The sequence below is a fragment of the Duganella sp. AC917 genome, assembly GCF_979258245.1.
The window spans coordinates 3,551,792-3,564,426 of record NZ_OZ409848.1 but is presented as its reverse complement, the minus strand read 5'-3'; the positions used below and the strand labels follow the sequence as shown (position 1 = coordinate 3,564,426).

The following is a 12,635-nucleotide window of genomic DNA, read 5'->3' as shown; positions in this document are numbered from 1 at the left end:
GGCAACCTGGAAGTCACAATGTCTAATATGGAAAGTTTTGCAGCCCTCTTCGAAGAATCCCTGTCGCGTCAAGACATGCGTTCGGGCGAAGTGATCTCGGCTGAAGTCGTTCGTCTGGATCACAACTTCGTGATCGTCAACGCCGGCCTGAAATCGGAAGCATTCATCCCAGTTGAAGAATTCAAAAACGACCACGGCGAACTGGAAGTCAAAGTAGGCGACTTCGTTTCCGTGGCGATCGAGTCGCTCGAAAACGGTTTCGGCGACACCATCCTGTCGCGCGACAAAGCCAAGCGTCTGGCTTCGTGGCTGGCACTGGAAAAAGCGATGGAATCGGGCGAGATCGTCGTCGGTACCGTCAACGGCAAAGTCAAGGGCGGCCTGACCGTTCTGACCAACGGCATCCGCGCGTTCCTGCCGGGTTCGCTGGTCGACACCCGTCCAGTCAAGGACACCACCCCGTTCGAAGGCAAGACCCTCGAATTCAAGGTCATCAAACTGGACCGCAAGCGTAACAACGTGGTTCTGTCCCGCCGCGCCGTCATCGAAGCTTCGATGGGCGAAGAGCGTCAGAAACTGATGGAAACGCTGAAAGAAGGCACCGTGGTTACCGGCGTCGTCAAAAATATCACCGACTACGGCGCGTTCGTGGATCTGGGCGGTATCGACGGCCTGCTGCACATCACCGATCTGGCATGGCGTCGTGTGCGTCACCCATCGGAAGTGCTGACCGTCGGCCAGGAAATCACCGCCAAAGTCCTGAAGTACGATCAGGAAAAGAACCGCGTTTCGCTGGGCGTGAAGCAACTGGGCGACGACCCATGGACCGGTCTGTCCCGTCGTTACCCACAAAGCACCCGTCTGTTCGGTAAAGTCACCAACCTCACCGACTACGGCGCGTTCGTTGAAGTCGAGCAGGGTATCGAAGGCCTGGTCCACGTGTCGGAAATGGACTGGACCAACAAGAACGTCGCTCCAAACAAAGTTGTCCAGCTGGGCGACGAAGTTGAAGTCATGGTTCTGGAAATCGACGAAGAGCGTCGCCGTATTTCGCTGGGCATGAAGCAGTGCAAAGCGAACCCATGGGATGACTTCGGCGTGACCCACAAGAAGGGCGATAAAGTCCGCGGCGCGATCAAATCGATCACCGACTTCGGCGTGTTCATCGGCCTGGCCGGCAACATCGACGGCCTGGTGCACCTGTCCGACCTGTCCTGGACCGAAACCGGCGAAGAAGCTGTTCGTCGCTTCAAGAAAGGTGACGAGCTGGAAGCCATCGTTCTGGCCATCGACGTCGAGCGCGAGCGCGTTTCCCTGGGCGTCAAGCAACTGGAAGGCGATCCGTTCAACAACTTCGCAGCCATGAACGACAAGGGCGCGCTGGTAACCGGCACCGTGAAATCGGTTGAGCCTAAAGGCGCCGTGATCCAACTGTCCGAAGAAGTCGAAGGCTACCTGCGCGCTTCCGAAATCTCCCGCGACCGCGTGGAAGATGCCGGTACGCACCTGAAGGTTGGCGATTCCGTCGAAGCCCTGGTCATCAACATCGACCGCAAAGCGCGTTCGATCCAGCTGTCGATCAAAGCCAAAGACAACGTCGACACCCAGGAAGCGATGCAGAAGATCGCCTCGACCGACAACAACGCAGCTTCGGGCACCACCAGCCTGGGCGCGCTGTTGAAAGCCAAGTTCGATAACAAGAACTAAGAACTAGTCGATGACTAAGTCCGAGTTGATCAACCGCCTGGCTGAGCGTTATTCTCAGCTGGTGGCCAAAGATGCGGAGTATGCCGTCAAGACCATTCTGGATGCGATGACCAACGCCCTGGCGACCGGTCAGCGCATCGAGATCCGCGGTTTTGGCAGTTTTGCTCTGAATAGCCGGCCACCGCGTATCGGACGTAATCCGAAGTCGGGCGACAAAGTGATGGTGCCCGAAAAACGGGTACCGCACTTCAAGCCGGGCAAGCAATTGCGCGAGCGGGTCGACGCGATGGTCGGGCAACCGATCATCGAGGACTGAAGCGTCTGATGGTTTGACAAGAAAGCGGCGTCCTCGGATGCCGCTTTTTTTATGCACTTTTTTTGAAGTATTCGGTGACTAGTGCCATACTGGCGCTCTTAGAAATCCAGAACAGGAACCAGACTGATGAAATTCGTATCCACCCTCATTGGAATCGTCCTCTTCGTCTTGTTTTTTGGCTTCGCCCTGAAAAATACGCAGGAAGTCGATCTGCACTTTTTCCTCCACTATGATCTGCGCGGACCCCTGGTCTTGATGCTGCTCGGCTTTTTCGTCGCCGGCGCCGTCCTGGGCGTGCTGGCGCTGACGCCAACCGTCTTCCGCCACCGCCGCGAAACGAACAAACACAAAACCACCATCACCACGCTGCAATCGTCTGCCCAGCAGGTCGGCGCGCAGCCGCAGCCCGATGGCGTCACCACACAATAAGCACCACTACCCACTACAAGAACAAGCATGGAATTTGAACTCTGGATGTTATTGGGCATCCCGCTCTTCTTCGGCATGGGATGGATCGCCGCGCGCGTCGACATCCGCCAACTGGTCTCCGAATCGCGCTCGCTGCCGCGCGGGTATTTCAAGGGGCTGAATTTCCTGCTCAACGACCAGCCGGACAAGGCGGTCGACGCCTTTATCGAGATCGTGCGCATGGACCCGGAGACGGCCGACATGCACTTCGCCCTCGGTAACCTGTTCCGCCGTCGTGGCGAGACCGAGCGCGCCATCCGCGTGCACCAGAATTTGCTGGCGCGTCCCGACCTGCCGCAGGAGCAGAAGGAGCACGCCGAATATGAACTGGGCATGGACTACCTGAAGGCCGGCCTGCTCGACCGCGCCGAAGAGACCTTCAATCGCCTGATCCACAGCCAGTACGCGGTGCCGGCGCGGCGTGCGCTGCTGGAGATTTTCCAGCGCGAGAAGGAATGGCCGCGCGCCATCGAGGCGGCCATCGGCCTGCAGGAATCGGGCGCCGGTTCGCGCCAGAAGGAAATCGCGCAGTTCTACTGCGAGCTGGCGCAGGACGCGCTGGTGCACCTGCATCCCGAGGACGCGCTGCCACTGCTGGAGAAGTCGCTGGCGGCCGACCGCGTGAACGTGCGCGCCACGCTGTTGATCGGCGACGCGCAGCTGGCCAAGGACGATGTCGAAGGCGCGTTGATGACGTGGCGCCGCGTCGAGCAAATCAGCGTGCCGCACACCGCGCTGGTGGCGCAGCGCATGATGGACGGCTACCGCAAGGTCGGCCGCCCGCTGGAAGGCGTCAACCTGATCAAGTCGTATCTGGAGCAGGCCTCGTCGATCGACCTGCTGGAGGTGGTCTACAAGGCGGTGCTGGAGCTGGACGGCCTGGATGCGGCCAAGGAGCTGGTGGTCGATGAGCTGCGCCGCACGCCGACGTTGCTGGGACTCGACAAGCTGCTGGAAGCGCGTCTGGTCGACGCGCCGGCGACCGTGGTGTCGGAGCTGTCGATGGTGAAGAACCTGGTGCACGGCTACACGCAGAAGCTGGCCCGTTACCAGTGCAGCCACTGCGGCTTCAAGGCGCGCCAGTTCTACTGGCAGTGCCCTGGTTGCAGCCGCTGGGAGACCTACCCGCCGCGCCGCACCGAAGAACTGAATGTCATGAATTAAATCAGAGGACCATGTGAGTAATTCCGTCACCGCTTTTCAATCCCCCGCACTGGACAAGGTGCGCATCCTGGTCGTCGGCGACGTCATGCTGGACCGCTACTGGTTCGGTGACGTCAGCCGCATCTCGCCGGAGGCGCCGGTCCCCATCGTACGCATCGAAAAGCGCGAAGCGCGTCTGGGCGGCGCCGCCAACGTGGCGCGCAACGCCGCCGCGCTGGGCGCGCACGCCGGCTTGCTGGGTGTGGTCGGCGCCGACGAAGCGGGTACCGAGGTGGAACAGCTGCTGCAAGGCGGTGGCATCCACAGCTACCTGAAACGCGACGACGCCATCTCCACCATCATCAAGCTGCGCGTGATCGGCCGCCAGCAGCAGATGGTGCGCATCGACTTCGAGGAGGCGCCGACCGACACCGTCCTGCGCGATAAACTGGTGCAGTTCAAGGCGCTGCTGGCCGACTACGATGTCATCGTCCTGTCGGACTACGCCAAGGGCAGCCTGGTGAACGTGGCCGACATGATCGCCTCCGCGCGCGCGGCCGGCAAAGTGGTGATGGTCGATCCGAAGGGCGACGACTTCTCGCGCTACAGCGGCGCCACCGTGCTCACGCCGAACAAGTCGGAGATGAAGCGCATCGTCGGCAGCTGGAACAGCGAAGAGCAATTGACGGCCAAGGCGCAGCAATTGCGCACGGAATTGAAGCTGGACGCGCTGCTGCTCACGCGCTCGGAAGAGGGCATGACCCTGTACACCGAGAACGAGCAGTTCCACATGCCGGCGCAGGCGCGTGAAGTGTTCGATGTTTCCGGCGCGGGCGATACCGTCATCGCCACGATGGCGTGCATGCTCGGCGCGGGCGCTGGCTGGAACGAAGCGGTGGAAACGGCCAACCGCGCCGGTGGCATTGTTGTGGGAAAACTTGGTACGGCCACCGTCACGCGCGAAGAATTGTTCGACGCCGCCGCCGGCGTTTGATGTAGCTCATAAGTAGAGCGTCAACCGGGGTTGGGGGGCTGTCCGTTAAGGATATTCAAGGTGCGATTTTCGCCCTTGCTCGACACCAACCACGGAGACAGACATGTTCAAAAAACTAATGCTGGGTATTGCCACGCTGGCCGCCACGATGGGCTTCGCGTTCGCGCAAGTCGATGTCAACAAAGCAGACGCTGCCGCGCTCGATGGGGTCAAGGGCATCGGCCCTGCCAAATCCACCGCCATTCTGGAAGAACGAAAAAAGGGCGAGTTCAAGGACTGGGCGGATCTTGAGCACCGCGTCAAAGGCATCGGGGGCAAGAACGCCGCCAAGCTGTCCGAGGCCGGCCTGCAAGTAAACGGCAAATCGAAAGACGGCGCTGCCGCCGCAGCCAAGCCGAAAACCGACAAAGCCGCTCCCAAAGCAAACGCCACCCCGATCGCCGCTTCCGGGAAATAATTCTGTCACGCCAGCCAAAGCCCGCAGCCCCGCGCTGCGGCTTTGGCGTTTTTATGTCTGGTAAGATAGCGCGACATTTTGATTGGAGTCCGCACATGTCGCCCCTGAAGATTTCCAGGATACTCCACGCAGGTTACGTCTTCGAGCACGAAGGCACGCAGATACTGTTCGATCCGATTTTCGAAAACCCGTTCAGCCGCAATTGCCACGCCTTTCCCGCCGTGCGCTTCGACCAGCAACAAATCAAAAAGCTCACGCCGGACGCGGTGTTCATTTCGCACTTCCACGACGATCATTGTTCGATGGAGAGCCTGGACTTGCTGCCGCGCCAGACGCCGATTTATCTCTACTGCCTGTTCGACGAACTGTTCGCGATGATCCGTGAGCTGGGCTTCACCAACGTGCAGGCGTTGACGGTCGATGCGCCGGTGCGCGTTGGCGCGATTGAAGTCATCCCGCGCAGGGCGCTCGACGCCGATGTCGATTCAATGTTCCACATCCGCGCCGGCGGGTTGAATGTGCTTAACGTCGTCGACTCGTGGATGGACCCGGAGACGCTGGAACAACTGACAAGCTACGCGCCGTGGGACATGGTGCTGTGGCCCTTCCAGACCATGCGCGAGATCGACGTGATCGCCCCGTTGCGCGCCGAGGGCGGCCAGCCCGAGCTGCCGGAGGAATGGCCCGGGCAGCTCCGCGCGCTCAAGCCGCGTTACGTCGTCCCCAGCTCCTGCCAGTTCGTGCAGGAGCCATGGTCCTGGTATAACCACGCACTGTTCCCGATCACCTACCGCCAGTTCGAGCGCGAGGTCGGCGCATGGCTGTCGGATGTGCGCGTGGTCCGCCTGAATCCTTCCGTCGCCATGGAGCTGACGCCGCAAACACTGACACCGGCCGCGCCGCTGCCCTGGGTGCTGCCGGTCGGCGAGCAGGACGTCGACTATGAATACGACGCCGGCATCACGCCGCCGCCGACCTCCGACATCGCCCGCCATTTCGCGCCGCTGACCGAAGCGCAAACCGCGTTGGTGGACGACTACTGCCGTTCGGGGTTGATCGATAAATACCAGGAGATGGAGCTGCCGCCGGACAGCTACTTCGAGACGCCACGCGTCTGGCAGCTGTCGGTCCACGACCACGCCGGCGGCGTGCGCCAATACCGCTACCGCATTGATGGCGACACCATCGCGCCGGCGGGCGATGGGGAGGAACCGTCGTGGCAAACCGAAATCCCCATGGCTAAGCTGTATGCCGGGCTGGCGCTCGGGGAGTCGTTGACGTCGATGTATATGCGTATCAGCGGCGCGCCGGCCGATGCCGACATCGTCGACGACCCGCTGATACGCTGCCTGTTCAACGATGCCTTCGGCGCCTACCAGGCGGCGCAACTGCGCCGCCTCAAGAGCCGCTAGGCCGGCTTGGTAAGGAAGTCAAAGACCGCCGGATTGGCGTCGATGGTCGGCAGCTGGAGGATTTCCTTGTGCGTGAGCGTGGTGTCGGCATCGGTGTAGCCTGCCTGCCAATGCTCGGTCATGGTCCTGCGCGAAAACTCCACATCCTTGTACTGGCCCTCGTACGTCGCCGAACGGTAGACCATTTCGATGATGTTGTAGCGCGCCGGATCGCCGGCCGCCGCCAGCAAGCGCGCCTGCGGACTGGCCGCCATGTCCGGCGGGATGACCGCCAGCAGTTCGCTCAGCGCGGTGTGCAGCTTCTTCACCCTGCGCAGCGAGTCGGTCGCCATCCGGGTACGGCTCGAATACTGGATCTCCTTCATCCGCGTGGCGACGCTGGCCATGTCGCTTGGCAGTTCCCCGTGCGCGCTCCACAAATCGACCTGCCAGACCATCGTGTCCAGGCCCGAGCTGTTGGACAGCACCCATTCCAGCGGCGTGTTCGACACCATGCCGCCGTCCCAGTATTTTTCGCCGTCGATCTCCACCGCCTCGAAGGCCGGCGGCAACGCACCGCTTGCCATGATGTGCTCGACCCGTATGTGCTGCGTGGCGTTGTCGAAGTAGGCGAAGTTCCCGGTGCGGACGTTCACCGCGCCGACGCTCAGGCGCGTCTCGCGCGCGTTGATGCGATCGAAATCGACCAGGCGTTCGAGCGTGGCGCGCAGCGGCGAGGTGTCGTAGAAGCTGGTGGCGACACCGCCGCCAAACAGGGAAGGCATGCGCGGCTCGAAAAAGCCCGGCACGCCGCGCACGAACGCGCTTCCCGCCGCGAGCTGGTTGACCCAGGCGCGCGTGGCGTCGGCCAGCGCAAGGCCGCTCCAGCTGGCGCCTGCGGCGCCGCCATCGCTGACCAGTTCCCAGAATTCCCGCAGCCGCGCGACCCGGTCCTGACGCGCGTTGCCGGCGATGATGGCGCTGTTGAAGGCACCAATCGAAATGCCCGACAACCAGTCAGGTTCGATGTCGCTTTCCAGCAGGCGTTCATAGACGCCGGCCTGATAGGCGCCCAGCGCGCCGCCCCCTTGCAGCACCAGGGCGACGCTGCCGAACTCCGACGGACCCGTGCCGGCGGGCTTTAGCCGGCCGTCGGCCACTGTGCTGGTATCGTTGCTGGTATCGCGCTTATTCACGTTCCGGCACCGGCACGTTGAAGCCGTTCAGCGTGGTCGATACCAGGGCGTACAGGCCCACCAGATAAATCAACTCGTTGGTGCCGTGCTGGCCGAAGGTGTCGATCGCCAGGCGGTACAGCGGTTCGGGCAGCGTGCCGCCGCGACTGAGCGCATACGAAAAATCGAAGGCGACGTTTTCCTCCTTCGACAGATCGACCGGTTTCAGGTCTGCCACCAGCGCGGCCAGGCGCTCGGCCGACATGCCGGCTTTTTCCGCCACGGCGACGTGCGCATACAGCTCATAGGCGGCGTTGTAGCGCGCGCCGACCACCAGAATCGCGATCTGGCGCACGTTGTCCGGCAGGACCGCGTTGGCGGTCATCGCCAGGGTCAGGTCCCAGATCGCCTTGCCGATGGCCGGTTCGTGCAGCCAGGGATTCCATGGGCCCATCAGGGCGCCGTCTTCGCGCTCCACCTGGAACGCGTTGAAGTTGCTGGCGATGCCTTTGCGCATGCTGTCGTACAGGTCTTTTTGTTCTGGGCTCAGTTCGTTTGGGGGGATGAGTGGAAGTCGCATTGTGTCCTCGATGGTTGAAGTATGATGTCGAGGAAACAAATGGGACGCTCAGGCCTTACGTGTTGCCTCGGCTTGCATTCTGGCATGGATGAGTTCGGCGTTCGATTAAATCGCCCTTAAGGAATAAATATGTTATTAACACTTCGTCATCGTATTCGCTCAAGCGCCGTGGCGGCGCTGCTGGCGTGCGCTGGCATCTGTGTGGCGCAGGCGCAATCGGTGGCGTTCACCTTCGACGATGGACCGAAGACCGAGCAGACGCCGTTGATGTCGCCGCAGCAGCGCAACCAGGCCTTGTTGGACGCGCTGGCCGCGCACAAGGTGTCGGCCGCGCTGTTTGTCACATGCGGCTTCGGCGCCACCGAGCCGGCCGGTTATGCGCTGGCCAAGGCCTGGGGCGATGCCGGCCATGCGCTGGGCAACCACACGATGACGCACCTGGACTTGAACGACGCTAAGGTGACGTTGGCGCAGTACCAGCAGGAGATTATCGATTGCGACCGCACCACGTCCACCTTGCCCGGATATCAAAAGTGGTTCCGGTTCACCTTCCTGCGCGAGGGGAATACGCCGGAAAAGCGCGACGGCATGCGCGCCTTCCTCCCGCAGCGCGGCTATCGCAACGCCTATGTCAGCCTCGATACCAGCGACTGGCGGCTGGACGAGAAGCTCAACGAGGTGCTGCGCGCGAATCCCAAGGCGGATCTCGCGCCGATCAAGCAGGCATATCTCGCGCACGTCAAACAGCGGGCGATCGCGTACCGCGACCTGTCGCGCAAATTGGAAGGGCGCGACATTCCGCAGGTGCTGCTGCAGCACCACAACTTGCTGAACGCGCTGTGGTTGAAGGATGTGATCCAGCAGTTTGTCGATATGGGGTGGACCATCGTCACCCCGGCGCAGGCGTTCGCCGATCCGGTGTATCAGGTGGCGCCGAAGCGCGAGGTGCCGGGCCAGAGCCTGTTGCTGTCGATTGCCCGCACGCGGGGCATGGGTAAGTTCGAGGGATGGGAGCGCATCGTCGACGACGGCGATTTCGAGATCGAGCAGTTGGAGAAGGCCGGCGTTCGCTAAGTTGGACTGGCCTGGATTTGGTTTTCCGAAAATACCCGGCACGCGCCTCAGTCCGACTCTACGATGGATTCTGGAGTATCCAACTAGCCATCAGGTCCTGGAGGTCGTTCGCGTAATTCCAGGATTTAAGTTCGCTCAGCTTGACTTTGTTTTTCTTGGCGGCCACAGCTAAAGTGCCCTGAAATGCGGTCTTTGGCGCCGGAAGGTGTTGGACCTCGGGATGCTTGCCCTCTACATTGCTCCGCGACAGATTTAAACTCACGATCTTTCCTGGCCTCAAGGTTGTTTTCGCCTCCAGGTCAAAACTAGATCCGAGCGTTGTCGCAACCATAGGCCGATGATAGCCCCTAACCGGCAGGTTGTCAGGCCGAGCAAATTCGGGACGCAGGAACAACCGCAACGGGAACGGAGGTCAGCAGACCATGCTTTATTCAATGCTGAGCTAGTACAACCGACCGCTATCGCTTGTCAGCCGGCAGATTCGCCAGGAACGCGTGGATCTGCGACACCACCGCCGCGCCTTCGCCCACCGCCGCCGCCACCCGCTTGGTCGAGCTGGCGCGCACGTCGCCGATGGCGAACACGCCCGGCACACTGGTCTCGAGCGCGGCGCGCGCCGGCATCTCGCGCGGATACACGCCTTTCTCGAAGTTGGCCTTGCACTGCGACTTGGTGACGTCGAAACCGGTGCGGATGAAGCCGTGGCCGTCGACATCGACACCGCATTCCTCCAGCCAGCCGGTGTTCGGGTCGGCGCCGATGAACAGGAACACGCGGCAGACGTCGTAGTCGCATTCCTCTTCGCTTTTCGAATTGCGGATGCGCACCTGCTTCAGTCCATCCTCGTCGCCTTCCAGCGCGATGATCTCCGAATGCGTGTGCAGCTCGATGTTCGGCGTGGCCTGGATGCGTTCGATCAGATAGCTCGACATCGTCGACGCCAGGCTGTCCTTGCGGATCAGCATATGGACCTTGGACGCGTGCCCCGCCAGGAACACCGCCGCCTGGCCGGCCGAGTTGCCGCCGCCGACCAACACGATCTCCTCGGTCTTGCACAGCTTGGCCTCGATCGGCGACGCCCAGTAGTAAATCCCCTTGCCCTCGAACTGCTTGAGGTTGGCCAGCGAGGGCCGCCGGTAGCGCGCGCCGCACGACAGCACCACGGTCCTGGCCTGCAACTTTTGCAGGCTGCCGCACATTTCCACCTGCAGCGGATAGGTGTCGCAAATCAGCCGGCCGGCAGGGGCGGGGATGGCGATCTCGACGCCGAATTTCTGCGCCTGCACATAGGCGCGGCCGGCCAGCGCGCGGCCGGAGACGCCGGTCGGGAATCCGAGGTAGTTTTCGATGCGGGCGCTGGCCGCCGCCTGGCCGCCGAAGGCGCGCGTCTCCAGCGCCAGCACCGACAGGCCTTCGGACGCGGCGTACACGGCGGTCGCCAGGCCGGACGGACCGGCGCCGACGACAATCACGTCCCACACCTTGTCGGCCTGCAGCTCGGGCAGCATGCCGAGGCAGCGGCCGATGTCGATCGTGGTCGGATTCTTCTTGACCACGCCGTCCGGGCACACCACCAGCGGCAGTTCCTCCGGCTTGGGCTGGTAGTGGGCCATCAGCTCGGCCGCCTGCTGATCGACCTCGGGGTCGAGCACGCTGTACGGATGGCCGTTGGCGGCCAGGAAGCTTTGCAAGGTGTGGATGCGGCCGTGGCCGCGCGGGCCGACGATGACCGGGCCGCCAGAGTTTTGTTCGATCAGGCCGACGCGGCGCAGGATCAGCGCGCGCACGATGCGTTCGCCCAGGTCGGCGTGCGCGACCAGCAGCGCGCGCAGCGATTCTGGCGGTATCACCAGCACTTCGACCTCGCCGACGGCGTTGGCGTTGCCCAGCGCCGGACGGCCGGACAGCTGCGCCACTTCGCCGGAGAATTGTCCGGGCGTGTGCGTGGTGATGTACGAGGTGTTGCCCAAACCGTCGAAGCGGGTGATCGCGACGCCGCCCTTGAGCACTAGCAGCATGCCATAGCTGCTCTTGCCCGCCTCGGCGATTTTTTCGCCGTCGCTGAAGTGGCGCACGTGGCCGAAACGCAGCATGTGCTTGATGTCGCCGTCGGACAAGGTCGGGAACATCTGGTGGCGCCGGCTTTCCAGGTCGGCCGGCAGCGCCGCTTGCGTTTCTGGGGTGGTGTCGGGCAGCATTTCAAGCGGGGAGGTGGACATGGCGGTCGAATAATATTAGGGTGGTCGGCGCGGGCGTGGTGCGATGCAGCGATGATGCAAGTCTAGCGCATGCCGCCTCTACAGTCCAAAGACTTCGGGCCCTTTACCTCCTCAGGCAGGGGCCCGGCCGGGTCTTGCAATACGCGCAACGGCAACTCGGATTAAAATGCATGTTTTGGCGAAACCACTGAAGATTGAACACGATGGCTTACAAGACTCTGGAAGATACGATCGGCAATACACCGCTGGTGCAGCTGACCCGCCTGCCCGGCGCGGACGCGGTCGCCCGCAACAATATTATTCTCGGCAAGCTCGAAGGTAACAACCCGGCCGGTTCGGTCAAGGACCGCGCCGCCATGTCGATGCTCAAGCGCGCCGAGGAGCGCGGCGACATCAAACCCGGCGACACCTTGATCGAAGCGACCAGCGGCAACACCGGCATCGCGCTGGCGATGGCCGCCGCCTTGCGCGGCTACAAAATGCTGTTGTTGATGCCGGAGAACCTCAGCATCGAGCGGCGCCAGAGCATGGCCGCCTACGGCGCGCAGATCATGCTCACGCCCAAGACCGGCGGCATGGAATACGCGCGCGACATGGCCGAGCAACTGCAAAAAGACGGCAAGGGCATCATCCTCGATCAGTTCGGCAACCAGGACAACGCGCGCGCGCACTACGAGGGCACCGGTCCGGAAATCTGGCGCGACACCGACGGCCGCGTCACCCACTTCGTCAGCGCCATGGGCACGACCGGCACCATCATGGGCGTGTCGCGCTATCTGAAGGAACAAAATCCGGACGTGCAGATCATCGGCGCCGAGCCGGAAGAGGGTTCGTCGATCCCCGGCATCCGCAAGTGGCCGGAAGCTTACCTGCCGAAAATCTACGACCGGGCGCGTGTTGACAAGGTCGAGTCGGTTTCGCAGGCATCGGCCGAACGCATGGCGCGCCGAATGGCGGCAGAGGAAGGTATTTTTTGTGGTATTTCGGCGGCGGGCGCCTGTGAGATCGCGCTGCGCATTTCGCAGACGGTCGAGAACGCCACGATCGTGTTCATCGTGTGCGACCGCGGCGATCGCTATCTGTCGACCGGCGTGTTTCCGGCGTAAAAAGC

Annotated in this window: 12 protein-coding genes; 9 read left to right on the top strand and 3 right to left on the bottom strand. The window is 62.3% G+C overall.

Annotated features, from left to right (window positions below):
- The first annotated feature begins 27 nt into the window (after positions 1-27).
- The 7 genes from rpsA to ACZ0BA_RS15385 all read left to right on the top strand — a co-directional run bounded on the left by rpsA (position 28) and on the right by ACZ0BA_RS15385 (position 6,497).
- Positions 28-1,707 (top strand): 30S ribosomal protein S1, encoded by a 1,680-nt coding sequence (gene rpsA, locus ACZ0BA_RS15415; protein WP_463454765.1) that lies wholly within the window; start codon positions 28-30, stop codon positions 1,705-1,707.
- Positions 1,708-1,717: 10 nt separating this feature from the next.
- Positions 1,718-2,023, top strand: a complete 306-nt coding sequence (locus ACZ0BA_RS15410) for an integration host factor subunit beta (RefSeq protein ID WP_008446215.1) — start codon at positions 1,718-1,720, stop codon at positions 2,021-2,023.
- Positions 2,024-2,149: 126 nt separating this feature from the next.
- Entirely contained in the window at positions 2,150-2,452 is a 303-nt protein-coding gene (locus ACZ0BA_RS15405) for a LapA family protein (RefSeq protein WP_463452098.1), read from the top strand.
- A 27-nt stretch (positions 2,453-2,479) separates the two neighbouring features.
- The gene (gene lapB / locus ACZ0BA_RS15400; protein ID WP_463452097.1) at positions 2,480-3,655 is read left to right on the top strand and encodes a lipopolysaccharide assembly protein LapB; all 1,176 of its coding nucleotides are present in this window, start codon (positions 2,480-2,482) and stop codon (positions 3,653-3,655) included.
- 13 nt (positions 3,656-3,668) lie between these two features.
- The gene (rfaE1, locus tag ACZ0BA_RS15395) at positions 3,669-4,628 is read left to right on the top strand and encodes a D-glycero-beta-D-manno-heptose-7-phosphate kinase (protein WP_463452096.1); all 960 of its coding nucleotides are present in this window, start codon (positions 3,669-3,671) and stop codon (positions 4,626-4,628) included.
- 103 nt (positions 4,629-4,731) lie between these two features.
- Positions 4,732-5,085 carry a ComEA family DNA-binding protein gene (locus ACZ0BA_RS15390; protein ID WP_463452095.1) on the top strand — a complete coding sequence of 118 codons (354 nt, stop codon included), beginning with the start codon at positions 4,732-4,734 and terminating at the stop codon, positions 5,083-5,085.
- A gap of 95 nt (positions 5,086-5,180) precedes the next feature.
- Positions 5,181-6,497, top strand: a complete 1,317-nt coding sequence (locus ACZ0BA_RS15385) for an MBL fold metallo-hydrolase (protein WP_463452094.1) — start codon at positions 5,181-5,183, stop codon at positions 6,495-6,497.
- Here ACZ0BA_RS15385 and ACZ0BA_RS15380 read toward each other — a convergent pair.
- Both ACZ0BA_RS15380 and ACZ0BA_RS15375 read right to left on the bottom strand, forming a co-directional pair.
- Positions 6,494-7,672, bottom strand: coding sequence for a patatin-like phospholipase family protein (locus ACZ0BA_RS15380; RefSeq protein WP_463452093.1), 1,179 nt, complete (start codon positions 7,670-7,672; stop codon positions 6,494-6,496). The genes ACZ0BA_RS15385 and ACZ0BA_RS15380 overlap by 4 nt on opposite strands.
- Positions 7,665-8,231 carry a carboxymuconolactone decarboxylase family protein gene (locus ACZ0BA_RS15375; protein WP_463452092.1) on the bottom strand — a complete coding sequence of 189 codons (567 nt, stop codon included), beginning with the start codon at positions 8,229-8,231 and terminating at the stop codon, positions 7,665-7,667. The genes ACZ0BA_RS15380 and ACZ0BA_RS15375 overlap by 8 nt, the downstream gene beginning before the upstream one ends.
- A gap of 129 nt (positions 8,232-8,360) precedes the next feature.
- On the opposite strand from ACZ0BA_RS15375, the gene ACZ0BA_RS15370 reads away from it, so the two are divergent.
- Positions 8,361-9,305, top strand: coding sequence for a polysaccharide deacetylase family protein (locus tag ACZ0BA_RS15370; protein ID WP_463452091.1), 945 nt, complete (start codon positions 8,361-8,363; stop codon positions 9,303-9,305).
- Between the two features lie 458 nt (positions 9,306-9,763).
- On the opposite strand, the gene ACZ0BA_RS15365 is transcribed toward ACZ0BA_RS15370, so the two are convergent.
- Positions 9,764-11,524, bottom strand: a complete 1,761-nt coding sequence (locus ACZ0BA_RS15365; RefSeq protein WP_463452090.1) for an FAD-dependent oxidoreductase — start codon at positions 11,522-11,524, stop codon at positions 9,764-9,766.
- A 203-nt stretch (positions 11,525-11,727) separates the two neighbouring features.
- Here ACZ0BA_RS15365 and cysM point away from each other — a divergent pair, with 203 nt between their 5' ends.
- The gene (cysM, locus tag ACZ0BA_RS15360) at positions 11,728-12,630 is read left to right on the top strand and encodes a cysteine synthase CysM (RefSeq protein WP_463452089.1); all 903 of its coding nucleotides are present in this window, start codon (positions 11,728-11,730) and stop codon (positions 12,628-12,630) included.
- Positions 12,631-12,635 lie beyond the last annotated feature (5 nt).

Excerpts from the sequence above, each read along its gene's own strand:
- rpsA (WP_463454765.1), top strand. The coding sequence starts at position 28 with ATGGAAAGTTTTGCAGCCCTCTTCGAAGAATCCCTGTCGCGTCAAGAC.
- ACZ0BA_RS15410 (WP_008446215.1), top strand. The coding sequence starts at position 1,718 with ATGACTAAGTCCGAGTTGATCAACCGCCTGGCTGAGCGTTATTCTCAG.
- ACZ0BA_RS15405 (WP_463452098.1), top strand. The coding sequence starts at position 2,150 with ATGAAATTCGTATCCACCCTCATTGGAATCGTCCTCTTCGTCTTGTTT.
- lapB (WP_463452097.1), top strand. The coding sequence starts at position 2,480 with ATGGAATTTGAACTCTGGATGTTATTGGGCATCCCGCTCTTCTTCGGC.
- ACZ0BA_RS15390 (WP_463452095.1), top strand. The coding sequence starts at position 4,732 with ATGTTCAAAAAACTAATGCTGGGTATTGCCACGCTGGCCGCCACGATG.
- ACZ0BA_RS15385 (WP_463452094.1), top strand. The coding sequence starts at position 5,181 with ATGTCGCCCCTGAAGATTTCCAGGATACTCCACGCAGGTTACGTCTTC.
- ACZ0BA_RS15375 (WP_463452092.1), bottom strand. The coding sequence starts at position 8,231 with ATGCGACTTCCACTCATCCCCCCAAACGAACTGAGCCCAGAACAAAAA.
- ACZ0BA_RS15370 (WP_463452091.1), top strand. The coding sequence starts at position 8,361 with ATGTTATTAACACTTCGTCATCGTATTCGCTCAAGCGCCGTGGCGGCG.
- ACZ0BA_RS15365 (WP_463452090.1), bottom strand. The coding sequence starts at position 11,524 with ATGTCCACCTCCCCGCTTGAAATGCTGCCCGACACCACCCCAGAAACG.
- cysM (WP_463452089.1), top strand. The coding sequence starts at position 11,728 with ATGGCTTACAAGACTCTGGAAGATACGATCGGCAATACACCGCTGGTG.